This window comes from Sphingopyxis sp. PAMC25046, from assembly GCF_004795895.1.
Classification (GTDB): Bacteria; Pseudomonadota; Alphaproteobacteria; order Sphingomonadales; family Sphingomonadaceae; genus Sphingopyxis.
Genome location: NZ_CP039250.1, coordinates 2222006 through 2246326, shown reverse-complemented (window position 1 = coordinate 2246326; position 24321 = coordinate 2222006). Strand labels below are relative to the sequence as shown.

General features: G+C 64.4%; 20 protein-coding genes and 1 tRNA gene. 14 read left to right on the top strand and 7 right to left on the bottom strand.

The genetic code is table 11. From position 1 onward, the window contains the following. Positions 1 to 132: 132 nt before the first annotated feature. The 7 genes from E5675_RS10520 to E5675_RS10490 all read left to right on the top strand — a co-directional run bounded on the left by E5675_RS10520 (position 133) and on the right by E5675_RS10490 (position 11753). Positions 133 to 3366 (top strand): amidohydrolase family protein, encoded by a 3234-nt coding sequence (locus E5675_RS10520; protein ID WP_136174465.1) that lies wholly within the window; start codon positions 133 to 135, stop codon positions 3364 to 3366. A gap of 90 nt (positions 3367 to 3456) precedes the next feature. Then, positions 3457 to 3546 (top strand) — tRNA-Ser (locus tag E5675_RS10515). Positions 3547 to 4053: 507 nt separating this feature from the next. After that, entirely contained in the window at positions 4054 to 6339 is a 2286-nt protein-coding gene (locus E5675_RS10510; protein WP_136174464.1) for a TonB-dependent receptor, read from the top strand. 52 nt (positions 6340 to 6391) lie between these two features. Then, positions 6392 to 8107 carry a sulfatase-like hydrolase/transferase gene (locus E5675_RS10505; protein WP_136174463.1) on the top strand — a complete coding sequence of 572 codons (1716 nt, stop codon included), beginning with the start codon at positions 6392 to 6394 and terminating at the stop codon, positions 8105 to 8107. 265 nt (positions 8108 to 8372) lie between these two features. Next, a complete protein-coding gene (locus E5675_RS10500) occupies positions 8373 to 8741 on the top strand; it encodes a hypothetical protein (RefSeq protein WP_210727644.1) in 369 nt (122 codons plus the stop codon). Between the two features lie 41 nt (positions 8742 to 8782). After that, on the top strand, positions 8783 to 9526 hold the full coding sequence (locus tag E5675_RS10495; protein WP_136174462.1) for a DUF899 family protein: 744 nt from the start codon (positions 8783 to 8785) through the stop codon (positions 9524 to 9526). 391 nt (positions 9527 to 9917) lie between these two features. Next, entirely contained in the window at positions 9918 to 11753 is a 1836-nt protein-coding gene (locus E5675_RS10490; protein ID WP_136174461.1) for a sodium:proton antiporter, read from the top strand. Positions 11754 to 11777: 24 nt separating this feature from the next. On the opposite strand, the gene E5675_RS10485 is transcribed toward E5675_RS10490, so the two are convergent. Both E5675_RS10485 and E5675_RS10480 read right to left on the bottom strand, forming a co-directional pair. Further along, the gene (locus E5675_RS10485; protein WP_136174460.1) at positions 11778 to 12962 is read right to left on the bottom strand and encodes an SGNH/GDSL hydrolase family protein; all 1185 of its coding nucleotides are present in this window, start codon (positions 12960 to 12962) and stop codon (positions 11778 to 11780) included. A gap of 131 nt (positions 12963 to 13093) precedes the next feature. Continuing rightward, on the bottom strand, positions 13094 to 13720 hold the full coding sequence (locus tag E5675_RS10480) for a Yip1 family protein (protein WP_247594864.1): 627 nt from the start codon (positions 13718 to 13720) through the stop codon (positions 13094 to 13096). 178 nt (positions 13721 to 13898) lie between these two features. Between E5675_RS10480 and hspQ the strand changes: the two genes are divergently transcribed. Further along, positions 13899 to 14273, top strand: a complete 375-nt coding sequence (hspQ, locus tag E5675_RS10475) for a heat shock protein HspQ (RefSeq protein WP_037555607.1) — start codon at positions 13899 to 13901, stop codon at positions 14271 to 14273. Positions 14274 to 14280: 7 nt separating this feature from the next. Here the strand turns inward: hspQ and E5675_RS10470 are convergent, their stop codons facing one another. After that, complete coding sequence (locus E5675_RS10470; protein ID WP_136174459.1) at positions 14281 to 15153, bottom strand: ABC transporter permease; 873 nt, start codon at positions 15151 to 15153, stop codon at positions 14281 to 14283. Between the two features lie 119 nt (positions 15154 to 15272). Here E5675_RS10470 and E5675_RS10465 point away from each other — a divergent pair, with 119 nt between their 5' ends. Both E5675_RS10465 and E5675_RS10460 read left to right on the top strand, forming a co-directional pair. Beyond that, positions 15273 to 15953 carry a GcrA family cell cycle regulator gene (locus tag E5675_RS10465; protein WP_136174458.1) on the top strand — a complete coding sequence of 227 codons (681 nt, stop codon included), beginning with the start codon at positions 15273 to 15275 and terminating at the stop codon, positions 15951 to 15953. Between the two features lie 9 nt (positions 15954 to 15962). Then, on the top strand, positions 15963 to 16361 hold the full coding sequence (locus E5675_RS10460) for a PaaI family thioesterase (RefSeq protein ID WP_136174457.1): 399 nt from the start codon (positions 15963 to 15965) through the stop codon (positions 16359 to 16361). 57 nt (positions 16362 to 16418) lie between these two features. Here the strand turns inward: E5675_RS10460 and E5675_RS10455 are convergent, their stop codons facing one another. Next, positions 16419 to 17252: an outer membrane beta-barrel protein gene (locus E5675_RS10455; RefSeq protein ID WP_136174456.1), complete on the bottom strand. Its 834-nt coding sequence runs from the start codon at positions 17250 to 17252 to the stop codon at positions 16419 to 16421. A gap of 171 nt (positions 17253 to 17423) precedes the next feature. Here E5675_RS10455 and parE point away from each other — a divergent pair, with 171 nt between their 5' ends. The 4 genes from parE to E5675_RS10435 all read left to right on the top strand — a co-directional run bounded on the left by parE (position 17424) and on the right by E5675_RS10435 (position 21907). Further along, positions 17424 to 19403, top strand: coding sequence for a DNA topoisomerase IV subunit B (gene parE, locus E5675_RS10450; protein ID WP_136174455.1), 1980 nt, complete (start codon positions 17424 to 17426; stop codon positions 19401 to 19403). A gap of 82 nt (positions 19404 to 19485) precedes the next feature. After that, on the top strand, positions 19486 to 20010 hold the full coding sequence (locus E5675_RS10445) for a sigma-70 family RNA polymerase sigma factor (RefSeq protein WP_210727643.1): 525 nt from the start codon (positions 19486 to 19488) through the stop codon (positions 20008 to 20010). Further along, positions 20007 to 20591, top strand: coding sequence for a hypothetical protein (locus E5675_RS10440; RefSeq protein WP_136174453.1), 585 nt, complete (start codon positions 20007 to 20009; stop codon positions 20589 to 20591). Before E5675_RS10445 ends, E5675_RS10440 begins: the two co-directional genes overlap by 4 nt. Beyond that, the gene (locus tag E5675_RS10435) at positions 20591 to 21907 is read left to right on the top strand and encodes a serine hydrolase (protein WP_136174452.1); all 1317 of its coding nucleotides are present in this window, start codon (positions 20591 to 20593) and stop codon (positions 21905 to 21907) included. The genes E5675_RS10440 and E5675_RS10435 overlap by 1 nt, the downstream gene beginning before the upstream one ends. Here the strand turns inward: E5675_RS10435 and E5675_RS10430 are convergent, their stop codons facing one another. From E5675_RS10430 to E5675_RS10420, 3 genes are read right to left on the bottom strand one after another with little or no spacing between them, the layout of a single operon-like run. Next, a complete protein-coding gene (locus tag E5675_RS10430) occupies positions 21908 to 22699 on the bottom strand; it encodes a LysR family transcriptional regulator (RefSeq protein ID WP_136174451.1) in 792 nt (263 codons plus the stop codon). Next, positions 22696 to 23097: a Co2+/Mg2+ efflux protein ApaG gene (gene apaG / locus E5675_RS10425; protein WP_136176423.1), complete on the bottom strand. Its 402-nt coding sequence runs from the start codon at positions 23095 to 23097 to the stop codon at positions 22696 to 22698. The genes E5675_RS10430 and apaG overlap by 4 nt, the downstream gene beginning before the upstream one ends. A 17-nt stretch (positions 23098 to 23114) precedes the next feature. Then, positions 23115 to 24320, bottom strand: coding sequence for an aminotransferase class I/II-fold pyridoxal phosphate-dependent enzyme (locus E5675_RS10420; RefSeq protein ID WP_136174450.1), 1206 nt, complete (start codon positions 24318 to 24320; stop codon positions 23115 to 23117). Position 24321: the final 1 nt, after the last annotated feature.

Sequence of the window (24321 nt, the reverse complement as noted above, 5' to 3'; positions counted from 1 at the left end):
CTCCGGTCATTGTCTTTCGACCGGGCTAGCAGCCGCCCGTCGAGCCTGCCAGCGCCTTCGTCGAAAGCTGCCGCTTGCATGTTCGCCCGCGCGCCATATGCTCGGCACATAATTTCAAACGGGGATAATTTCATGGCGCGCTTCGCTCTCGCCCTTGCGGCGACATTGGCCTGTTCAACCTCGGCCTGGGCGCAGGCCGCGCCCGATGCCGACACGAAGAAGGAGGACAAGTGGGACGTCAACGCGCCGCCGGGCCTCGCGACGCGCAAGGTTCAGCTGTCGGTCGACGAAGGAAGCTGGATGAACATCGATGTCGCACCCGACGGGCGGACGATCGCGTTCGACCTGCTCGGCGACATCTATACCATGCCGATCGAGGGCGGGACGCCGACGCGGATTGCCGAGGGCCTCGCCTATGAACACCAGCCGCGCTTTTCGCCCGACGGCCAGCGCATCGCCTTTGTCTCCGACCGCGCGGGGGGCGACAATATCTGGCTGATGAATCGCGACGGCAGCGACAAGCGCCAGATTTCGAAGGAGGATTTCCGCCTGCTCAACCAGCCGAGCTGGTCGCCCGACGGCCAGTTCCTCGTCGCCAAGAAGCATTTCACGACCGGTCGCTCGCTCGGCACCGGTGAGGTGTGGATGTATCATGTGTCGGGCGGCGCGGGCGTGCCGCTGGTCAAGAAGCCAAATGAAAAGCATCAGAAGGAGCTGGGCGAACCGATCTTCGCTCCCGACGGCAAGAGCGTCTATTATACGCGCAACGTCACGCCGGGGCCGATCTTCGAATATGCGCAGGACAGTAACACCGACCTGTTCCACATCGAAAGCTACAGCCTCGAGGATGGCGAGATCAGCACCGCCGCGTCGGGACCCGGCGGCGCGGTGCGCCCCACGCCTTCGCCCGACGGCAAGCGCCTCGCCTTCGTGCGGCGCGAGGGCACGCAATCGAAGCTGTACGTCAGGGACCTCGCCTCGGGCGTAGAGAAGAAGGTCTATGACGCACTCGATCAGGATGTGCAGGAAACCTGGGCAGTCACCGGCGTCTATCCGAACATGGCGTGGACCCCCGACAGCCGCGACATCGTCTTTTGGGCCGGTGGGAAGCTGCGCCGCGTGAACGGTAACGGCGGCGAGGCCCAAGTCATCCCGTTCGCGATCAACGATGACCGCGTGATCGTCGATGCGACGCATCCCACGGTCGAGGTCGCCCCCGACAGCTTTGCGACGAAAATGCCGCGCTGGGCCGAAGTGTCGCCCGACGGGCGGAGCGTCGTGTTCGAAACGCTCGGCAGGCTCTGGGTCAAGCCCGCCGCCGGCGGCACCGCGCGGCGGCTGACGAACGCCAAAGACGCTGCGATGGAGCTTTGGCCGAGCTGGTCGCGCGACGGCAAGTCGATCGTCTTCATACGCTGGACCGACGCAGGACTGGGTGAAATCCACGTTACCGGCGCGAGCGGCGGCGCGTCGCGCAAGGTGACGACGAACCCCGGCCACTATGCCGAACCGCGCTTTTCGCCCGATGGCAAGACGATCGTGTTCGAGCGGCGTGGCGGCGGGGGCCTCACCTCCGAACGCTGGGGTGAAGACCCGGGCGTCTATCGCATCGCCGCCGCGGGCGGGACAGCCGAACGGATCAGCAGCGATGGCGCCAAGCCGCAATTCGGCGCGACGAGCGACCGGGTGTTCATGGTCACCGCGGGCGACGGCAAGAGCCAGCTCGTCAGCACCGACCTTCATGGTGAGGACAAGCGCGTTCATGCCAATGGCGAGCTTGTCAGCGATTACGAGATTTCGCCCGACGGGCGCACGCTCGCCTTCCGGCAGAATTACGACGCTTATGTCACTCCGTTGATGCCCGGCGGACAGGATGTGTCGCTCGGCACCAAGAGCGCGGCGCTCCCCGTAACCCGCGTTTCGGGCAGCGGCGCCGAATATATGCACTGGTCGGACGGCGGCCGCCGTCTCCATTGGAGCCGCGGCGCGACTTTGTTCAGCGCCGACCTCGCGAGCCTTTTCGCAAGCGCCCCGGTGGACGAAAAGGCGCCCAAGTTCACCCCGCCGACCGAAGGTGTCTCGCTTTCGATGACGCGCGAGGTCTCGAAGCATGCGGGCGTGGTGGTAATCACCGGCGCGAAAATCGTGACGATGGCCGACAAGGACGGCGGCGTGATCGAAAATGGCGCGATTGTCATCGAAGGCGACCGCATCACCGCGGTCGGCCCGGCGGGCGCGATCACCGCTCCTGCGGGAGCGGTAACGGTCGATGCGGCGGGCAAGACGATCGTCCCCGGCTTCGTCGATGCGCACGCGCACGGATCGCACGGCGACGACGAACTGGTGCCGCAGCAGAACTGGTCGGAGATCGTCAATCTCGCGATGGGCACCACGACGAGCCACAATCCCTCGTCGCGTGCGTCGGAGATTTTCGTGTCGTCCGAAATGCAGCGCGCCGGCTTGATCCTCGCGCCGCGCATCTTTTCGACCGGTGAGGTCATCTATGGCGCGAAGGCGGCGGGCGTCTATGCGGAGATCAACGGCTATGACGACGCGCTCGCGCACGTCCGCCGGTTGAAGGCGCAGGGCGCGCACAGCGTCAAGAATTACAACCAGCCGCGTCGCGACCAGCGGCAGATGGTCGTGAAGGCCGCGCAGATGGAAGGCATGACCGTCGTGCCCGAGGGCGGCTCGCTGTTCACGCAGGACGTGACGCTGATCCAGGACGGCAATTCGACCGTCGAGCACAACATCCCGCTCGACATCTTCTACAAGGATCTCGTCCAGCTGTGGGGACAGACCAAGGTCGATTACACCCCGACGCTGGTCGTCACCTATGGCGGCCCCGCCGGCGACCCCTATTGGCGCGCGCACACGAACGTCTGGGAGCATCCGATTCTGTCGCGCCACGCGCCGCCGGCCGAACTCGCCGCGAACAACAAGCGCCGCGTGATCGCCCCCGAAAGCGACTATGTCGACGACGATTCGGCGCGCGAGGCGGGCAAGATCGCCGCGGCGGGCCGCATGGTGTCGATCGGCGCGCACGGTCAGCAGTCGGGGCTCGGCGCGCATTGGGAAATCTGGTCCTTCGTGCGTGGCGGCTGGAGCAATATCGACGCGCTGCGCGCCGCGACGATCATGCCGGCGACGTCATTGGGTTATGGCAAGGATGTCGGCTCGATCGAGGCGGGCAAGCTCGCCGATCTGGTGATTCTCGACGCCGATCCGACGCAGGACATCCGCAATACCGAGAAGATCCACCGTGTCATGCTCGGCGGGCGGCTCTACGACCCGCTGACGATGAACGAGGTCGAGACGGGCGACCGCAAGCGCCAGCCCTATTGGTGGGAGGCCGACAAGCCCTGAGCCGCGCCAAAATCGGCGGCGGGCCGCAATTTTGTGACGAGAGGGTTGCAAGACGTCCGGACCGCCGCTAGGGGCGTCTCCTCTCAGCGAGGAGAGTTGGCTGAGTGGTCGAAAGCGTCGCACTCGAAATGCGAAGTGCCGGCAACGGTACCGAGGGTTCGAATCCCTCACTCTCCTCCATTTTCTTATTTCGATCCATTCCGACCATCCGGTGAGCGCCTGGAGAAACCGTCGGCCCTCCGGGACGGTTAGGATAGGCGTGCGTCCGGACCGGCGCCCCGGCTACGGGCGCCAATCGATTCTTGAAACCTGGTCGTTGCGTTCCTCCCGGCCTCCGCCCTCCCCGCACATACGCACCGGCAACCGCAGCCCGGTTGTGGAATGACCGCTTCGAGACGCTCAAAAGGGAAAGCCGGATTGTCCTTTGACTGATCGGCTGCGCCGCCGCATCAAAATATACTTAGCACTTGAAGTATTTTTTTCCGGTGCTAATCCCAAGCTCGGGAACGGAGGATACAAGCCGACGGTACGCACCGAGGATCGAAGATATCCCGCACCGACGGTCGAACAGGCATTCGCCAGACACACCCCGTCCCGCCAAAAAGGCCGGATGCGCAAGCTGCATTTCCGACGCGATGGCGCGTGCGGGAAGCGGAGCAGATCGGCCGCATTGTGGAGGGATATTTGATGAAGACGAGTGTTCTTTTGCTGTCGTCGGCCGCGATCGCACTGTCCGCGGCGCCCGCGCAGGCGCAGACCGCACCAACCGCCGATACTGCGAGCGCAGATGCCGCCAGCGACGACGGCGGGTCGGGAACCGACAACAGCTATGGCGAAATTCTCGTCACCGCGCAGCGCCGCTCCGAAAGCGTGCAGGACGTTCCGATCGCCATTTCGGCGTTCAACACCGAGATGGTCGAGGCGAGCGGCACCACCAACATCACCAGCCTCAACGGCCTCGCGCCCAATGTGGTGCTCCAGACGCAGGGCCTCGTCGCCAACGTGCCGATGATCTCGATTCGCGGCATGAGCACCGCCGACCCCGACCCCAATGCCGACCCGAAGGTCAGCACAATCATCGACGGCGTCTATATCCCCTTCGTGTCGAGCACGATGCTCGACCTGTTCGACGTCGAACGCATCGAGGTCTTGAAAGGACCCCAGGGCGTGCTGTTCGGCAAGAACAACCTCGCCGGGACGATCAACGTCATCACCGCGCGCCCGACCGACGATTTCGGCGGCGAGGTCCGGCTGACCGCGGGCTCGTTCGGGCTTCGGCAGGTCCGCGGCAAGATCAACAGCGGCCGCTTTGCGGGTGATGCGCTTGCCGCCAAGATCGCGGTCAATTTCCGCGACTATGACGGCTACAGCCGCAACGTGATCACCGGAAACCGGCTCAATGGCGCCAACGTCAAGTCGGTGCGCGGCGCGCTCGATTTCGACCGGGGCGGCGCCTTCACGTCGACCCTCGTCGCCGACTGGCTGAAGCAGAAGACGACCGGCCCCGCGCCGCACGTCCTCGACAATGGCGATCCCAATTGGGACCTGCTGCCCGACGAAGCGAAAACCGACGTGCGCAAGGCCGCGGTTCCCTTCGATCCCTATGCCCGGACCGAGAGTTATGGCGGGTCGTGGACCGCGAACCTCGACGTCGGATATGGCACGATCACCTCGGTGCTCGGCTATCGCCACCTCGATTATGTGACGCGCGGCGATTTCGACGGATTGATAACACCCGTGCCGCAGCTCGATGTCACCCGCGATTTTTCGGGCGAATCGAAGAGCGGCGAGCTGCGCTACGTCTCCCCCTTTGGCGAGCCGGTCGATTTCGTCGTCGGCGCCTATTATCAGACCGACAAGTGGCGCCAGTTCAACACGGTGCTCGCGAACCCGACGACGACGACGCTCGCGCAGCTTCGTCAGGATACCGAAAGCTATGCGCTCTTCGCGCTGGTCAACGCGCACCCCACCGACAGCCTGACGCTGTCGATCGGCGGTCGCTACAGCCACGACCGCAAGCAGTACGATATCGCCTCACAGGTACTGGTGGGCGGCGTCCAGCGATCGTCGTTCCAGAGCAGCCTCGAGGCGAGCTGGGCCGAATTCACCCCGCGCCTGACGGTCGAATATGAGATCGGCCCTTCGGCGATGATCTACGCCAATTATTCGCAAGGCTATAAGGCCGGCGGCTACAACTCGCGCGGGACGATCCCCGAAAATGTCGGGCCGTACGATCCCGAGCGCGTCAACGCGTTCGAAATCGGCGCGAAGACCGATCTGTTCGACCGCCTGCTCCGCTTCAACGTCGCGGGTTTCGTCAACAATTACCGCGACCTGCAAAGCTCGGTGACCAAGATGGGCTCGGTGCGGCCGGAGAATATCACCACCAACGTCGCCGCCGCGAAGATTTATGGCTTCGAGGTCGAAACGCTGCTGCGCCCGTCGGACAATTTCACGCTGGGCGCGAATATCGCCTATCTCCACGCGCGCTACACCGACTTCTGCGCCGACACCGACGGCGTTTTCACCAACGGTTCGCCCGAGCCCGGCCAGTGCGGCCCCGCGGTGCCGGTCCTGCTCAACGGGGTTCCGAACGGCACCTTCGCGGTGCCGACCGATTCGACAGGGCTCGACCTCGCCAATGCGCCGAAGTGGAGCGGCAGCCTCTCGGCCGATTACGTGATCCCGGTGTCGTTCGGCGAGATCAAGCTCCACAGCGACGCGCGCTACTCGGCCCGCTTCAACACCTGGGGCCGCGACAACGACCCCGGCTACTATCGCAAGGAAGTCGTGTTGCTGAACGCCAGCATTGCGGTCGCAGGCGAGGACGACAAGTGGAAGGTCACGCTATACGGATCGAACCTGACGGATCAGGAAGTGATCTCGGGCGCGATCTCGGCGGGCGCGACGCCGATCCAGCAATTCTACCAGCCGCCGCGCGAGTTCGGGGTCGACGTCGCCTTCAAATTCTGACGCAACCCGCGCCGCGGGCTTTTACCGGCAAATATTTGATTGGGAGAGCAAAATGGGTTGGGACGTGAATCGGCGGACATTCGTCGGCGGTATGGGCGCGCTCGCCGCCGCCGGATTGGCGCTGCCGACCTATGCGAAGAACGGCAAGAAGCTGAACGTACTGATGATCGTCACCGATCAGGAACAGGGCATCGCCAGCTATCCAAAGGGCCTGCTCGAAAAGCTGCCGGCGCACCGCGAATTGATGGAACGCGGGATGCTCGTCGAAAATTACCACGTCCACACGACGCCCTGCACCCCGTCCCGCTCGACGATCTTCCAGGGACACCACACCCAGCAGACCGGGCTGTTCCTAAACAGCGACAACGCGCCCAATCCGGTCGCGGCCGAGGATATGCCGACGCTCGGCCACATGATGCAGGCCGCAGGCTATTACACGAGCTATAAGGGCAAGTGGCACCTCAGCCGGATGAATTTCGAACGCGACTGGAACCGCGTGCCCGGCGGCATCTATCCCAGCACCGAACGCGCGATGGAGAAATACGGCTTCCACGACTATGGCTTCGACGGTGAGGAACTCGGCCTGACCTGGGACGGCTATCGCGCTGACATGTATGTCGCGGGCGACGCCGCGCGCAGCATCTTCGATTTCGTGCGCCGCGACAAGGCGGAGGGAAAGCCGTGGTTCATGGTGGTCGGGCTGATCAACCCGCACGACATCATGTTCTATGACGCGACGGGCGAGCAGGCGAAGCACCGCGTCCATCCCGACATTCTCGCGCCGCTGCGCCGCGAGCCCGGCGACCCGATCTATGAGGTCGACAACAAGTTCGACCTCCCCGAAAGCTTCTACAAGGACGATCTTTCCACCAAGCCCGAAGCGCATCGCGCGATCGTGCGCCTCAACGACCTCTTCTACGGCCCGATGCCGCATGACGACGAAGCGTCGTGGCACCGCTTCAACAATTATTATTACAACTGCCTGCGCGACGTCGACCGGCGGCTCGGGCAATTGCTCTGGGCGCTCAAGGAAAGCGGCCAGATCGACAATACGATCATCATCTATACCAGCGACCATGGCGAACGCGCCGGCGCGCACGGGATGCGGCAGAAAGCGGGCACGATGTACCGCGAGGAAACCAATATCCCGATGATCATCGCCCATCCCTACGTGAAGGGCGGACAGGCGACCAAGGGCCTGATGGGGGCGATCGACATCGCACCGACCTTGATGTCGCTCGCCGGGCTGTCGGCCGACGAAGGGCGCAATCGCTTTCCCGACCTGCCGGGGGTCGATGTATCGGCGCTGCTGTCGTCGCCGACCGCGCCGACCGAACGCGACCGGCGCGGGCATTTTTTCAACTATGCCGTCGCGCATATGTGGGAACCGGCATCGAACAGGGTCGTCGGCCCTCGCCCGCCGGGCGAGAAGATTCCCGACTATAGCGCGATCTACGACCTGTCGAAGCGGCGGCTGCACCGCGGCGTCCACGACGGACGCTGGAAGTTCGCGCGCTATTTCGCGCCAGCGTATCACCATATGCCGCGCGACTGGAAGACGCTCAATGCGCGCAACGACCTCGAGCTTTATGACACCCACGCCGATCCGGGTGAACTGGTCAATCTGGCGAACGACCCCAAACACCGGAAGACGGTGATGCGGCTCAACGCGATGGTCAACGCGCTGTCGGAACGCGAAATCGGCAAGGGTCTCGACGACGGTCGCGAATATCCCGGGCCGACCGAAATGTACAACCAGCCCGGATAACCGAGCGCTGGATAATCGGCGCGAAACGCTGGTTTATCTGACGCAAGCCGGACGCGATCTCCAACGCGCGCTGAAAAACGTGTCGCTCGACGTATATGAAGCGGCGACACGAGGGTTTTCGGCGTGCGAGACAATGGATCTCCTTTCCCTGCTGCGGCGCGCTGCCGTACACATGTCCTGCGCGACCCATGCACGGAACCAAGGCCCCCTCCTGAGGTATATGGAAGGAAGGCCACGCCGCGATCGCAGGCGAGGAAAGCCGGAGATGCCCAAAATGAAAGTGGAGAAAGCCTATCCCTCGTTGCTCGTCGCGGATCTCGCGATGGCCGAGCACTGGTATACGGGCCTCCTCGGTCGCGGGCCCGATCATCGGCCCATGCCCACTTTGCTGCACTGGGAATTGTTCGACGAAGGCGGGCTCATGGTCTCGACCAGCGACGAGATTGCCAGCCGGGGTTCGATCTTCCTCTATGTCGCGGACCTTGCGGCGGAGCGCCGCCGGCTCGAAGGCGCCGGGATCGCGCTCGGCGAAGACATTGCGGGCGACTATTCGACCCTCGCGCAAGTGCGCGATACCGACGGCAACCTTGTGACGCTGGCGACACCGCCCTCGCATGCCTTCCCAGCGGCGTGATGCGTGCCGGTCGGCGGGCCTCATAAGGTATGGAGAGAAAGATGCACATAGCCGAAGGAGAAGCCACCACGCCCGAGATCGCGGATCGGGCGGCATTTCAGGCGCAACTGGACGAACTGCGCGCACGCGAAAAGGCGCATACGCGCGCCGGCGACGAAATCGCCGCGGCACGGCGCCGGCTGCCGATGGTGGCGGTCGACGGCGCCGCGCGGCTGATCGGCAAGGACGGCCCCACGACATTGCTCGACGCGTTCGAGGGCCGGCGAATGCTGATCGCCTATTATTATATGTGGTTCACCGGCCGGCCCGCGGAAAGGCAATGCCAAGGATGCAGCTGGTTCACCTCGCAGGTGCGCGAGCTCAGCTACATCCATTCGCGCGACGCGACCTATGCGACATTCTGCCAGGGCCCATATGAAGAGAGCAGCCGGTATCGCGATTTCATGGGATGGAACCTGCCATGGTATTCGGTGACGGAGGGGCTCGACACCCTGCTGGCCGGCCGCGAGGCGGGCAGCATGTACCTCATCTGCTATCTGCGCCGCGGCTCCGATGTCTTCGAGACCTATTGGACGACGCGCCGCGGGGTCGAGGCGATGGACAATTGCTATAGGTTGCTCGACCTCACCGTCTATGGGCGGCAGGAAGAACAGGAAGTATCGCCACCCGGCTGGCCGCAAGGCTGGGGAGAGAATGAGACGGTGCACCCCTTCCGCAGCGACGGCCGGCCGATTGCGCAGTGGCCGCGCCTCGAAGCCGGTTTTTCGGATGATCTAGGCAACTGACCCGAAAGGGAACCGCGTCGTCAGGCGGCCGTCGATCAGCCAGTCGACCGCGAGGGGCTGGCCTATGAGCGCGATGCCGAGCCCTGCGTCCGCGAGAACGCCATCATATCCAGACCGCGAACCTGTTTAATGCTTATGGTTGGGAAGCCTCGGGCGACAACGCCTTCGTCTATATTCAGCCTCGACAAATCACGGCCAGAATTACAATGGACCGTAATCGATCCGTCGAAACAGGAAACCGGATATGGCATCGGAGCATCCAGCTGCAGTCGTTACATGCTCCGCGGCACGACTCCGCCGGGGCCCCGGCCGAAGCATCGGCGAAAAGATGCGATACCCGATGGCGCATCCAGGCGGGAACCATAGCGCCCTTCCCGCATAGCTTGCCCATATGTTTGCAATCGACTCGCTGCTCGTCAAAATCGCGCTCATCGGCATCATCGGCCTCGGCGCCCAGTGGATTGCCTGGCGAACGGGGCGCCCTGCGATCGCCCTGATGCTGATCGCGGGGATCGTCGCCGGACCGATTCTTGGCTTCATAAATCCCGAGCGGGACTTTGGCGCGCTGCGCGAGCCCATCATCAAGCTCGCCGTGGCGGTGATCCTCTTCGAGGGCGGACTCAGCCTCAAGTTCCGCGAGCTGCGACAGGCCGGCACCGCGGTGCTGATGCTCGTGTTCATCGGCGTGCCGCTCGGCTGGGCGCTCGGCACCGCCGCGGCCTATTACGGCGCGGGCCTGCCGCTCGAACTCGCGGCGCTCTTCGGCGGGGTGATGGTGGTCACGGGGCCGACCGTCATCGCCCCGCTGCTCCGCTCGCTCAACATTCCGCCGCGCGTCAAGCATATGCTCAAATGGGAGGCGATCGTAAACGATCCGATCGGCGCGCTGATCGCCGTCGGTGTCTACAGCTATATCACCCACGGCGGAAGCGCGGCGGCAAGCACGGTGGTCATCGACGTCGCGGCGGCAAGCCTGCTCGCCATCCTTCTAGGCACCGCGGCCGGCTTTGCCCTTACCACGGCCTATCTCCGCGGCTGGATTCCGGAATATCTGAAGGCGCCGATCCTGCTGACATCGGTGATCGGGGTGTTCGTCCTGTCGGATCTGGTGATGCACGAGACGGGGCTCATCACCGTCACGGCGATGGGAGTCGTGATGGCCAATCGCGAAACCTATTCGAGCCACACGCTCCGGCGGTTTAAGGAAGATCTGACGATCCTGCTCGTGTCGGGCGTCTTCATCATCCTGTCCGCGACGCTCGACTGGCAGGTCGTCCGGAATTTCGAACTGCGCTTTGTCCTGTTCCTTCTGCTCCTCCTCTTCGTCGTGCGCCCGCTCACGATCATGACGGCGCTGCTCTTCACGCGCATCCCGCTGCGCGAGCGCCTGTTCGTCGCCTGGATCGCGCCGCGCGGCATCGTCGCGGTCGCCGTGACGGGGCTCTTCGCGCTTCGCCTCACCGACTATGGCGTTCCGGGTGCCGAGGCGCTCGTGCCGCTGGGCTTTGGCGTGGTCATCGTGACGATCTTCGCGCACGGCTTTACGGCGGGAACCGTGGCGCGGCTGCTCGATCTCGATCGCGGCAAGGGCAACGGCGTCCTGCTCGTCGGTGCCAACAGCTGGACGATCGCCTTTGCCGAGTTCGTGAAGCGGCAAGAGCGCAACGTGCTGATCGCCGACGAAGACAAGCTTGCGCTCCGCCGCGCACGCCGCGCCGATATTCCGGTTTATCACGGCAATATTCTGGACGAGGCGCATGAGGATGAGATCGAACTCGGCCAGTATCGCCAACTGATCGCGGCGACCGGCAGCGACAGCTACAACGCCCTCGTCTGCAGCGAGCTTGCGCCCGAGATCGGTGCCGACCGCGTCAGCCGCACCGGCGGACAGTCGCGCCTGAAGGGCCTGCGCCGCGGCCGCATTTTCACCCTTGCGGGCACGCCTATCGAGGAGTTGCTCGACCGCCTCCAGGCCGGCTGGAGTTTCGGGCGGACGCGCATCACGGAGAAATTCACCTATGACGATTTCGTCGCGCGGATGAAGGCGAACGGCGGCGACAGCCTCGCCGTTGCGAAATCGTCAGGCGAGCTTGTCATCTTCTCGAGCGAACGGCGCCCTACCGTCGAGCCGGAGGATGTGATCTGGACATTCGTTCCGCCCGAAGCGCCGGCCATATCCGAAGCGTCCGCCCGATCGAGCGACGCGCCTTCCGTAACCGCTCCGTAGATTATAGGCTCGAAGGGGCCCGCCTCATTCGAACAGGTCGAGCGGGATCGCCTCGCCGATCCGCGTTTGACCCTGGCCGTTGGGGTGCAGATAGTCGCCGCGATGCAAGGCCGGATCGAGGCGCCGGGGATTGGCGGGATCGGCGACCGACTTCTCCATATCGATGACGGCGTCGAACGCGCCCGACGTGCGGATCCAATCGTTGACGCGCTGGCGCATCGCTTCGCCCGCCGCCGTGTGATAATTGGCGCCCTCGAACGGCAATATGGTCATACCGATCGCCTTGATGCCGTGCCGATGCGCGCTTGCGACAAGCGTTTGATAGCCTTCGATCAGATGGTCATAGGACAGGGTCGGCGCGGCTGTGCCATCGGGGCGCCGGCGGCCCGAACCCCCAATATCATTGACCCCTTCGAGGATGACGACATGGGTGACGCCCGGCAGCCCCAGAACGTCGCGATCGAATCGTTCGACCGCGCTGGGTCCTGAGCCGCGCGAAATGACGCGGTTACCCGAAATCGCCTGCGTCACGACGACGTGGGGCTTGCCCGCCTGCGCGAGGCGGCGGCCGAGCACATCGCCCCACCGGCATATCGGCACGGCGTCGTTGGCGCATCCCGGATTGTCGGTGATCGAATCGCCGAAAGCGACGACGACCGGCCGCTGCGCCTTGCCCAGCACATCGACGCCCGCGAGCAGCGGCCGGGTATCCGCTGTACGCACCGCGACGAAGCCCGCCTGCGTGAAATCGCCCGGCGCGGATATCTGCGTCCGGGCCCCGCCGGCGCCATGGACCGTGTTCAGCTTTACGGCATCGGGAAGATAGACCGAAACCTCGACCACATCGAAGGCCCCGACGCGCAGCTCTGCCGCGTCGCTGACCAGGGTCGTGCCGGCGGATGCGCGTACCGACGCCTGACCGCCGAAGAGGACGGGCACCGCTTTTTCACCCGGCTTCCGAACGCTGGCCGCGCCGATGAGCAGCGGCTCGCCATATTCGTTCGACAATCGGAGCCGGATGCCTTCGCCCGCAGCGCCGACGCGAACGGCAAAGCGCAGCGTCGCATCGTCTACCGCGACTTTCTGCTTCTCGTTCGCCGCTTCCCACATGCTCGCCGACCAGGCGGGCGTCCATTCGCCTTTCGCCGGGGCGGCGGCGACCAGCAGCAAAGCCGACGCGGCAGCGAAAAACTTCCAAGGATGAGGCATCACATACTCCCTGTTCAGCGGCGCGTCCCTAGAATGGTCGCAGCGGACCGCACCGGACCGGCCATATCGGCCGAACGGCAGATCGTCCGTACCGCTGAAGAGATGATATATATGACAATATCAGGCCATGACTAGCCCCGGATGCTGAGTAGCGACGGCGCCGTCAGCGAAGCGACGATCGCGCTGACAATGAATACCAGGACAATCGCGACAATCACGACAACGGCGGTATAGCCGAGCGCCTTGTCCAGCGGCACCTTCATCAGCACCGGCAAGCCGAGATAGAGAAGATAGAGCCCGTAGAGCGCGAACAGCATCCCGATTAGGCCGAGTGCCGGGATCAACCCGAAAATTCCGCCGACCCAGCCGGCGGTTGCCGAGTAGGCGGCGACCTTGAGCGCCTGAACCTGATCCTTCTGCCCACCGAAATTGGGTGCCAGCCCGTCGATGACGAGCGCAAGGACAAAAACCATCGCGAGCGAGAGCCCATAGGACAGGACTGCCGAGCCCAGCGCGGTACCGATCGGCGGGTGATAAGTGACTCCGAAGGCGGTAAAACCGAAGACCTGTCCGCCGATGAACTGCGCGATCGGCCCGATCGCGGCGAGCACGACGACATAGGGGACGTAGATCGACTGCGTCGTCGCCGGTTCGGCCGCAATCACCGGCCATGTTTCCTTCGGCTTGAGCAGGATATCCTTCACGCGCTGGACAATGCCCGATGCGGGCCCGGAGATATTGGGTGGTACGTCAGCCATAATGCTTCTCCCCTGAAGGTGCGGCCCGCAACCCGAATGGGAAATGCACAAGCCAGAGGAGCAATTTAGCCCGATTGGCCAGTCCATCTGTAACGCTGATCACAGCCGATTCGGCAAATCGCGGCCGACGTGAATGTAACGGACTTGAAACAGGCGTAAACAGCCATAGATTGATCTTATGACACCCGAGTCCTCTTCCGCCCTTGGCGCAACCGTTACTGCGCCGCTGATCGGCCGCGCGCGTTTTGCGCCGGGCGACATCGTGCGCCACCGCATGTTCGACTTTCGCGGCGTCGTGTTCGATATCGACCCGGTCTTTGCGAACACCGACGAATGGTATGAGGCGATTCCCGAGGAAATCCGTCCCGCCAAGGAACAGCCCTATTACCACCTGCTCGCCGAAAACGGCGATTCATCCTATATCGCCTATGTCAGCCAGCAGAATCTGGTTGCCGACGGCGACGGCGGGCCGATCGACCATCCGCAGATCGACGCGATGTTCGACGGGCTTGATCACGGCCGCTACCGCGTCCGCGCGATCCACCGTCACTGAGCGGGTTTCAAGCCTTAAGCTTCCAACCCGACGCGAGCAGGCGATAGGTGATCACGCCGAGCAGGATATTGACCGCGACGAGCACCAGCACCGCAGTCAGCACCGGATTGGTGATCGTCGAATCGACCGTGCCGATGAAGCCGTAACGAAAGCCCATGATCGCGTAATAGACGGGATTGCCGTGCGCGATCGTCTGAAACCAGGGCGCCAGCTTGTCGACCGAATAGAAGGTCCCGGAGAGCAGCGCGAGCGGCGTCACGACGAAATTGGTCACCGCGGCGGCATGGTCGAACTTCTCCGCCCACACCGATGTCATCAGCCCGAGAAAACCAAGCATCATCGCGCCGAGGAGGCCGAAAACGGCGACCGCCCAGAAATGATCGGTGCCGACATGCACGCCCGGCCACAGCAGCATCGCGAGCCAGAGCGCGAGGCCCACAAGGACCGCGCGCGTGATCGCGGCGCCGACGAGCGCGATGATCAGTTCGCCGACCGCGAGCGGCGGCATCAGATAATCGACGATCGTTCCCTGGATCTTGCCGACGAGCAGCGAGAAGCTGGAATTGGCGAAGCTGTTCTGCAGCATCGCCATCATGATCAGGCCGGGCGCGATGAAATCGGCGAAGGGCACGCCGATCACGGTGCGGCCCGAGCCGCCAAGCGCGACGGTGAAAATGACGAGGAAAAGGAGCGTGGTGATCGCGGGAGCCCAGATTGTTTGGAGCTGGACCTTGAAAAACCGACGCACCTCCTTGACATATAGCGCCTGCATACCCGGCACGTTCAGCGTGTGGATGTGCGGGACGCCGGGTTCGGCGAAAGCCGGACCCGAGCGGATATTCGCTGAGTCGGGGTTCGAAATTTGGGGCTGGTCGTTCATGGCGTTCTCGCCTATCGCCTCCCCGATCTTACCGCAAGCTGGGCCGTCGCGACATCGATCCGAAAGGATCGCGATACGGACGATATGGCCCGCGGCGTGGAATGATGAGGAATTTTTAGATGTCATGGACTGACGAGCGCATCGAACAGTTGCGCAGCATGTGGGAAAAGGGCCTGACCGCCAGTCAGATCGCTGACGAGCTCGGCGGGGTCAGCCGCAATGCCGTGATCGGAAAGGCGCACCGCCTCGGCCTGAAATCGCGCCCCTCGCCGGTCAAGGCGACCGACAAGATCGCCAAGCCGCCCAAGGCCGCCCCGCCGAAGCCCGCGGCGCCCGCCGCCGCAACGCGCCCGGCCGCGCCGGTAGCACCGCGTCCTGTGACAGCAGCGCCGAAACCCGAAGCCAAGCCGCCGGTCCAGGCATCGGGTACAGACGGCGCCGAAGCCGCGCCGAAGCCCGATGCGCCGCGCATCGTTTCGATCGGCCCCGGCGGCTTCATCCGCCAAGGGCCTGGCGACCAGCAGGCGCCGATCCCGCCCGCGCCGCCGCGCCGGCTGGTGCCAGCGAAGCCGAGCCCCGAAATCGCCGACAAGACGAGCCTGCTCGACCTCAACGACCGCATCTGCCGCTGGCCGATGGGGCATCCGGGCGAACCCGATTTCCATTTCTGCGGCGAGGCGGTGAACCCCGGTTTCCCCTATTGCGTCGAGCATTGCGGTCGCGCCTATCAGGCGCAGCTGCCGCGCGGCACGCGCCGCCCGCCCCCGCCTCCGCCCTTTGGCGGTCCCCGGGTTCGTTAAGGGCGCCCGGTGAGGCCCTTCGGGCAGGATTTCGAATTCGCCCGCGCGCTCGGCCTGCAAATGGTCGAGCGCGGCGGCGGGCGCTGCACGATGGCGATCGATATCGAGCGCGAGCGCCATTTCAATCCGCAGGGCGTCGCGCACGGCGGCGTCGCCTATTCGCTCGCCGATACCGCGATGGGCGGGGCGCTGTTCAGCACGCTGGACGAGGGTTTCTGGTGCGCGACACTGGAAATCAAATTCAACTATCACGTTGGGGTGCGCGAAGGCCGGCTGACCTGCGACGCGAGCGTGCTGCACAAGGGCAAGCGCGTCGCCAATATCGACGCGCGGCTGTTCCAGCACGACCGCCTCGTCGCGAGCGCCAACGGCAATTTCGCGATATTCGCCGCTCCGCGCGCGCAATAAGCAAAAAGAAAGGCGCCGGATCATCGACCCGGCGCCTCCCTTTCCGCTCCCAAGAGGTCAGAAGCGGTAGCTCAAAGTCCCGCGCACGCTGTGCGTGCGGAAATGCGGGTCGCTGCGGCGGATATCGGTCCCGCCGCCGTTCAGCAGGAACGGATTGGTCGCGGGCGCGGTACCGGCCCCGACGTTCACGACATAATCCTTATCCTTGACGTCGGTGTACAGATATTCGAGCCCGAGCCCGATATTGTTCGTGACCATCACCTCGGCGCCGCCTCCGACGGTATAACCCCAGGCATTGGTCTTGCCGTTATCGTCAAAGCTGTTGGCGGTGTTGCTCGTCACGAACTTGTTGTCGAGCCGCGCATAAGCGCCGCCGCCCGTGACATAGAGGAGCGCGCCGCCGCCCGGCGTATAGCCGGCGCGCAACCGGGCGTTCGCCTGATAATCGGCCTCGCGGCTCATCGTGTAGCTCGCGGGGGTGGTCGAAAAGCCGCTGACGCTGTCGCGCGCGACGCTGTGGCCACCTTCGACCACCGCGCCGAGAACGAAATTGCCCATGCGTTTGTCATAGCCGAGGCGCCCGAAGAATTCGGGTCCATCCTTGTCGTTGCGGCAGCCGAGATTGGCAGTGCCGGTAGCGGCGCCATTACAGAAGCCCGGCGAGAAGGCATCGGTACCGCCGACGGTCGTTACCTGATCACCGTAGGTGCCATCCCGATCGGTGTCGAAGATCAAGGATTCACCGCGGTCGCTTCCCTGAAGCGACGCGCCGCCGCCGATCGAGATATAGGGACCGTCGAAGTCCTGCGACGTGTCGCGATTGTCCTGCGCGAAGGCCGGAACGGCGATCATGGAAGCCGCCGAAACGGCGAGGAGAGCTGCGAATTTCATTGTTATTACTCCACTTTTTGCTGACCTTGCGGTCGCCAATGCAACCCGGCAGCTTCCGCCAAAGTTCCTTGCGTTCGTCGAAATGCGATGAGCCGAGCCCGCGGCAAGATGCGTGCGCGCGGCGCAAAACCGCGCTTGCCAGCGCCCTTCCCGCCCCCTTATAGCCATATCATGAGTCACGATTTGTTCGACGCCGCAAACCCCGCCACCGATAGCTACAACGCTTCGCAGATCGAGGTGCTGGAAGGGCTCGAACCCGTCCGGCGACGCCCAGGCATGTATATCGGCGGCACCGACGAACGCGCGCTCCATCACCTTGCCGCCGAGGTCATAGACAACAGCATGGACGAAGCCGTCGCCGGCCACGCGACGCGGATCGAGATCACGCTCGACGTCGGCAACCGCCTGACCGTCGTCGACAACGGACGCGGCATGCCGGTCGATCCGCATCCGAAATTCCCCGGCAAGTCGGCGCTCGAAGTCATCATGACGATGCTCCATTCGGGCGGGAAATTCGAAGGCAAGGCCTATGCGACCTCGGGCGGCCTCCACGGTGTCGGCGTCAGCGTCGTCAACGCGCTGTCGACCGACACGGTGATCGAGGTCGCGCGGAGCAAGCTGCTCTATCGCCAGCGTTTTTCGCGCGGCACCCCGCTCGGCGGGCTCGAAGAGCTGGGCCCGACGCCCAATCGCCGCGGCACCAGCGTCTCCTTCGTCCCCGATCCCGAAATCTTCGGCGAGCATGGCCGCTTCAAGCCGCAGCGCCTCTATCGAATGGCGCGGTCGAAGGCCTATTTGTTCGCGGGCGTCGAAATCCGCTGGAAATGCGCGCCCGAGCTGATCGGCGACGACACCCCCGCCGAGGCGGTCTTCCAGTTTCCGGGCGGCCTTGCCGATCATCTGAAAGAACAGATCGGAACGCGCGAATGCGCGACTGCCGAGCCCTTCGTCGGGCGACAGGATTTTCCGAATGACCAAGGCCGCGCAGAATGGGCGATCGCCTGGCCGCTATGGTCCGACGGATCATATAGCTGGTACTGCAACACCATCCCGACACCGGCGGGCGGCACGCACGAAGCGGGGCTGCGCGCGGCGCTCACCAAGGGGCTGCGCGTCTTTGGCGAGCTGATCGGGCAGAAAAAAGCGGCGCAGATCACCGCCGAGGATGTGTTCAACGGCGGCGAGATGATGCTGTCGATCTTTATCCGCGATCCGCAGTTCCAGAGCCAGACCAAGGACCGGCTGTCGAGCCCCGAGGCCGCGCGTCTCACCGAGAACGCCGTGCGCGACCATTTCGACCATTTCCTGTCGGACAATATGGACCGCGGTCGCGCGCTGCTCGGTCTCGTCCTTGACCGCATGGACGAGCGCCTCAAGCGCAAGGCCGAGCGCGAGGTGAAGCGGAAGACCGCGACGAGCGGCCGCAAGCTGCGCCTGCCCGGCAAGCTCACGGATTGTGCGAACGACGGCCCGGAAGGCACCGAATTATTTATCGTCGAGGGCGACAGCGCGGGCGGCAGCGCCAAGCAAGCGCGCGACCGCAAGACGCAGGCGATCCTGCCGATCCGCGGCAAGATATTGAACGTCGCGAGTGCCAGCGCCGACAAGATCCGCGCCAATCAGGAAATCGCCGACCTCGCGCTCGCGCTGGGCTGCGGGATGCGCAAGGATTGCGACGCCGATCGGCTTCGCTATGAAAAGATCGTGATCATGACCGATGCCGACGTCGACGGCGCGCATATCGCGACCCTGCTGATGACCTTCTTCTTCCAGGAAATGCCCGACATCGTGCGGAACGGGCATGTCTATTTGGCGCAGCCGCCGCTCTATCGTCTCACGGCGGGCAACCTCTCGGCCTATGCGCGCGACGACGCGCACCGCGCCGAACTCGAAGCGACGATGTTCAAGGGCAAGAAGGTCGAGGTCGGGCGCTTCAAAGGGTTGGGAGAAATGAACCCCAACCAATTGAAAGAAACGACGATGGACCCCGCGACGCGGTCGATGCTGCGCGTCACGCTGCCACAGGAATATGAGGAGCGACACTTGGTCAAGGATCTGGTCGACCGGCTGATGGGCAAGCATCCCGAGCACCGTTTCCAGTTCATCCAGGCCAATGCGGCGAGCCTTGACGAGGCGGCGATCGACGCCTGACGAAAAAGTTTTCACTCCTCCGTCAGAAAGTCGCGGCCCTGTCGACTAAAAGGGCATGCGACACGAACGATTGGAGAATGAAGTGGCCGAGGGGGATCAGGATCGGCTTTTTGCGGAAGCGATCGACCGCTTCGGCGGTGCGCTCGCCCGGCTTGCGCGCGGCTATGAAGCCGATGCCGAGTTGCGGCGCGATCTCGAACAGGAACTGCAGGTCGCGCTGTGGCAAAGTTGCGCCACCTTCGACGGCCGCTGCTCGCTCAGCACGTGGGTGTGGCGGGTCGCACACAATCGCGCGACGTCGCACATGCTTGCTAACAAGCGCCACGCGCAGCGCGGCTGGTCGCCGATCGAGGATGTCGAGATCGCGGACGCCGACGCCACGCCCTTCGATCGCGCCGACAGCGAACACGCCATGGCGTTGATCCTCGGGATCATTGACCGGCTCGACCCGCCCGACCGACAGATATTGCTCCTCTATCTCGAAGGCGTTGCTGCGGCGGAGATCGGCGCAGTCACGGGGGTTTCGTCCGATGTGGTCGCGACGAAGGTCCATCGTTTCAAATCCATGCTGACGCGCCGCTTTGCCGGTGCCGGAGACGCAAGATGACCGATTTTTCCGATAAGGGGCTCCATGCCCTCTGGCACGACAGCCAGCCCGCCTTCGAACCGCTCGCGCTTGACGAGATCAAGCGCCAGGCGGGGCGTTTCGGCGACGCCATCCGCCGCCGGAATCGGCGCGAATATGTCGCCACGGCTTTGGTGATTGCCGTCTTCGCTTTTTACACCGCGATCTTCAGCGAACCGCTGATCAAGACCGGTAGCCTGCTGATCATCGCAGCCGCGCTGGTCGTCGCGTGGCAGCTCGCCCGCCGCACTTCGCGCCCCGATCCCGACGCGGAGGCAGAGGAAATCAGCAGCTATTACCGCGCCCGTCTCGTGCGCGAGGAACATATGCTCGCGCGCGTCGGCCGCTGGTATCTCGCGCCATTCATTCCCGGCCTGCTCGTCTTCCTGCTCGGACAGGCCAAGGCGAGCGGGATGGGCGGCTCGCTCGTCTTCCTGCTCGTCGTTTCGTTCCAGCTGCTGGTGTTCGGCGGCGTATGGATGCTCAACCGCCGCGCCGCGGCCTTGCTTCGTGCCCGAATCGCCCGGATCGATCGCGCGCGCACCCTTGAAGGAGATAGGTGATGAACAAGAGCCTGCTTGCCGCCCTTTGCGCCGCAGCGATGACGATGCCGGCGGCTGCCGCGCACGCGGCCCAGTCGTCCGATATGACAACCGCCACAAACACCGCCTTCGATCGCCGTGCGGCGCAACTCGTCGATCTGCTCACGGCGCGCATCGCCTTTGCCGACTATTTCGATCCGAGCTTTCAGACCGCCATACCCGAAGCGCAGTTCAAGGCGATCACAACCAGCCTCATCGCGCAATATGGCCAGCCGCTATCGGTCGACAAGGCGACGACCGCCAACGGCCGTGCGGGCACGGTCCTGCTCCGCTTCGAAAAGGGCGTCGCGACAATAGCGCTGGAGGTCGGCCCCGGCGCCAACGCGCGCGTCACCGGACTGCGGATCACCAACTTCGCGGCCGCCAATGACAGTTTTGAAAAGGTCGCCGCCGAAATCGCCGCCCTGCCAGGCAGCACCGGTTTCCTCGTCGCCGAACTCGATGGCGACGCGATGGAACCGCTCGCCTCGGCGGGGGCCGATACGCAACTTGCGATCGGATCGACCTTCAAACTCTACATTCTCGACGAGCTGGCGGCACAGGTCGCGGCGGGCCAGCGCCGATGGCGGGATGTCGTGCCGCTATCGCACCAGAGCTTTTCGTCCGCCGGCACCGCGAACTGGCCGAAAGACACGCCCGTTACCTTGCAGAGCCTCGCCAACTGGATGATTTCGGTCAGCGACAACAGCGCGACCGACACGTTGATTCACCTGCTCGGCCGCGAGAAGGTCGAGGCGCGGATGCGCGCCGCCGGACACAGCGCCGCGTCGCGCAATATTCCGTTCCTGACGACCGTCGAGGCCTTCGCGCTCAAGGGCGACAATTTCGCCGCCGAACGCGCCGCCTTCATCGCGGGTGACGACACGGCACAACGGGCGCTCATCGACCGGAATGCTGACCGGCTGATTCTGTCCAACGTCGATGGCGTCAGCTTTTCGGGCGGTCCGCGCTTCATCGACAGTCTCGAATGGTTCGCCAGCCCGAACGACATTGCGCGCGCGATGATCGACCTGCGGGCGCGTGGTTCGGACACCGCGCTTGCCGCGATGGCGATCAACAATGGCGTCGGCGGCGCTGGCCCCGCCGAACCTTGGTCCTATCTCGGCTACAAGGGCGGCTCCGAACTCGGGGTGATATCGATGAGCCTGCTCGGGCAACGCAAATCCGACGGCAAATGGTTCGTGGTGACCGCGAGCTGGAACAACCCCGACGCGGCGGTGGCGACCGACACGATGGTCGGGCTGGTCACGCGGTTGCTCGCGCTCGCGGCGAAGTGATCAGGCCGTCAGCGCGGCGACGAGCGCCTTGACCTTCGCTTGCCGCCATTGCGGGGTGGGGGCGACAAGCCAATAACCGCGCTTGACCGCAAACGCTTCTCGCACCAGGTGGACGCGGCCCGCAGCGATGTCGGCCTCTGCAAGCATCGCGGGAACGTTCGCCTGCCCCAGCCCGTTCGCTGCGGCGTCGATCGCAAGCCCGGCATCGCCGAGCCGCAGCGCCGGTTCGCCCTCGTCGGCGGGGCAGCCCGGCCATGCGATGCGCGTCTCGCTCTCGCTTCCCGGACCCGCGACGGTGACCATGAGCGGGTCGGAAAGCGCCACGCCTTCATGCTCCCCCGCCCCGTCGGTCCAGAAGATCGCGAGATCGAGGTTGGCTTCGGTGAAGTCGATCCCTCCGTCGGCCGATACCAGGGTGAAGCGAACGTCGGGCGCCTGCTGGCTATAGCGCGCGAGTCGCGGCGCGAGCCATTTGGCGGTCAGGTCGCGCGGCGCGGCGATGGTCAGCGACTGCGACGATTGGCCCGCCTGCATCGCGCGTACCGACTCTTCGAACTGCAAAAAGCCCTGACGCAGCGCATCGAGCCCGGCGTTGGCCTCACCGGTCAGTTCCAGCCCCTTGGGCGTGCGGCGGAACAGCACGACGCCGAGCATATCCTCCAGCGCACGAATCTGCTGCCCGACCGCGGCGGGGGTCACCGCCAGTTCGTCGGCGGCGCGCGTGAAGCTCAGATGCCGCGCAGCGGCGTCGAAGACGCGGAGCGCGTTAAGGGGCAGGTGCGTGCGCTTCATGACGCCGTCGCGGGCGCCTGAAGCGGGAAATGCGGGATGGCGACGAGCATCTGCGACCCGTCGCCGAGCTCCATCGCATAGCTGCCGACCATCGATCCTTCAGGCGTGGGCAGCGGACAGCCCGAAACATAATCGTAGGCGCCGCCTGGCAGGATCAACGGCTGTTCGCCGACGACGCCCTCGCCCTCGACCTCGCTGACCTGGCCGCGCCCGTCGCTGATGCGCCAATGGCGGCTGATCAGCTGCACCGCGTCGTCGCCGTGATTCTCGACGCGGACATGATAGGCCCAGAACCAGCGGCCAAGCGCAGGGTGCGACTGTTCGGGCAGATAGCTGACCGCGACGCGCACGGTGATCGACCCGGTGGTCGCCGCAAAGGGGAAGAAGGAGTCGATCATCTCCATGGCAAATTCGCTCAAAGCCCCACGCGGGTCAATGCCTGGTCCAGATCGGCGATCAGGTCGCGTGGATCTTCCAGGCCGACGTTGATGCGCAGCATGCCTTCGACGACCCCCATGTCGGCGCGCGCCTCGGCGCTGACGCCATAGTGGGTGGTCGACGCCGGGTGGCAGCAAAGGCTGCGCGAATCGCCGATGTTGTTCGAAATGTCAACGAGTTCGAGTGCATTGAGCAGACCCATCGCCTGCTCGCGCCCTTCGAGCACGAAGGAGAAGATCGGGCCGCATGCCTCCATCTGGCTCATCGCCAGATTATGCTGGGGATGGCTCGCGAGACCCGGATGCAGGATGCGTGGAACGCGGCTTTCGACGAACTTGCCGACCGCGAGGGCGTTTTCGGATTGCCGCCGCGCGCGCAGGTCGAGCGTTTCGAGCCCCTTCAGCACCACCCAGGCATTGAACGGCGAGAGGTTGGGGCCGGTGTTGCGCTGGAACGGCAGCAGCACGTCGTTGATGAACTTTTCGGTCCCGCAGACGGCGCCGGCGAGCACGCGCCCCTGCCCTTCCATCAGCTTGGTCGCCGAATAGGCGACGACATCGGCGCCGAAATCCATCGGACGCTGAAGCACGCTGGTCGCAAAGGCGTTATCGACGACGGTCGTGATGCCGTGTGCCTTCGCAATGCCGCAAACGTGCTTCATATCGACGATATCCATCGTCGGGTTGGCCGGGGTTTCGAAGAAAAAGACCTTGGTGTTCGGCTTGATCGCCTTTTCCCACGCGTCATTATCGCGCCCGTCGACGACGGTGGTTTCGATCCCGAAACGCGGGCAGAGATGGTCGACGAGCCAGCGGCACGAGCCGAATGCCGCCTTGGCCGCGACGATGTGGTCGCCCGCCGACAGCTGGCACAGCAGCGCGGTCGTCATCGCCGCCATGCCCGTCGCCTGCGTCCGGCACGCCTCGGCGCCTTCCATCAAGGCGATCCGCTCCTCGAGCATCGCGACGGTCGGGTTCTGGAGGCGAGAATAGGTCATGCCCTGTTCTTCGCCCGCAAAGCGCGCCGCGACTTCCTCGGCGCTTTCATAGGTATAGCCCGAGGTCAGGAAGAGCGCCTCCGACGTTTCGCCATGTTCGCTGCGCCAGGTGCCGCCGCGCACCGCCTGCGTCGCCGGATGCCAGCTCTTCGTTCTGCTGCGATCAAATCCCGTGGTCTTCTTCATT

What these genes read in the sequence shown, in the direction of transcription:
- E5675_RS10495 (WP_136174462.1), top strand. Translation starts at nt 8,783, where the DNA reads ATGCACATAGCCGAAGGAGAAGCCACCACGCCCGAGATCGCGGATCGG.
- parE (WP_136174455.1), top strand. Translation starts at nt 17,424, where the DNA reads ATGAGTCACGATTTGTTCGACGCCGCAAACCCCGCCACCGATAGCTAC.
- E5675_RS10485 (WP_136174460.1), bottom strand. Translation starts at nt 12,962, where the DNA reads ATGCCTCATCCTTGGAAGTTTTTCGCTGCCGCGTCGGCTTTGCTGCTG.
- E5675_RS10500 (WP_210727644.1), top strand. Translation starts at nt 8,373, where the DNA reads ATGCCCAAAATGAAAGTGGAGAAAGCCTATCCCTCGTTGCTCGTCGCG.
- E5675_RS10490 (WP_136174461.1), top strand. Translation starts at nt 9,918, where the DNA reads ATGTTTGCAATCGACTCGCTGCTCGTCAAAATCGCGCTCATCGGCATC.
- E5675_RS10480 (WP_247594864.1), bottom strand. Translation starts at nt 13,720, where the DNA reads ATGGCTGACGTACCACCCAATATCTCCGGGCCCGCATCGGGCATTGTC.
- E5675_RS10435 (WP_136174452.1), top strand. Translation starts at nt 20,591, where the DNA reads ATGAACAAGAGCCTGCTTGCCGCCCTTTGCGCCGCAGCGATGACGATG.
- E5675_RS10420 (WP_136174450.1), bottom strand. Translation starts at nt 24,320, where the DNA reads ATGAAGAAGACCACGGGATTTGATCGCAGCAGAACGAAGAGCTGGCAT.
- E5675_RS10510 (WP_136174464.1), top strand. Translation starts at nt 4,054, where the DNA reads ATGAAGACGAGTGTTCTTTTGCTGTCGTCGGCCGCGATCGCACTGTCC.
- E5675_RS10465 (WP_136174458.1), top strand. Translation starts at nt 15,273, where the DNA reads ATGTCATGGACTGACGAGCGCATCGAACAGTTGCGCAGCATGTGGGAA.
- E5675_RS10455 (WP_136174456.1), bottom strand. Translation starts at nt 17,252, where the DNA reads ATGAAATTCGCAGCTCTCCTCGCCGTTTCGGCGGCTTCCATGATCGCC.
- E5675_RS10505 (WP_136174463.1), top strand. Translation starts at nt 6,392, where the DNA reads ATGGGTTGGGACGTGAATCGGCGGACATTCGTCGGCGGTATGGGCGCG.
- E5675_RS10430 (WP_136174451.1), bottom strand. Translation starts at nt 22,699, where the DNA reads ATGAAGCGCACGCACCTGCCCCTTAACGCGCTCCGCGTCTTCGACGCC.
- E5675_RS10440 (WP_136174453.1), top strand. Translation starts at nt 20,007, where the DNA reads ATGACCGATTTTTCCGATAAGGGGCTCCATGCCCTCTGGCACGACAGC.
- apaG (WP_136176423.1), bottom strand. Translation starts at nt 23,097, where the DNA reads ATGATCGACTCCTTCTTCCCCTTTGCGGCGACCACCGGGTCGATCACC.
- E5675_RS10470 (WP_136174459.1), bottom strand. Translation starts at nt 15,153, where the DNA reads ATGAACGACCAGCCCCAAATTTCGAACCCCGACTCAGCGAATATCCGC.
- E5675_RS10520 (WP_136174465.1), top strand. Translation starts at nt 133, where the DNA reads ATGGCGCGCTTCGCTCTCGCCCTTGCGGCGACATTGGCCTGTTCAACC.
- hspQ (WP_037555607.1), top strand. Translation starts at nt 13,899, where the DNA reads ATGACACCCGAGTCCTCTTCCGCCCTTGGCGCAACCGTTACTGCGCCG.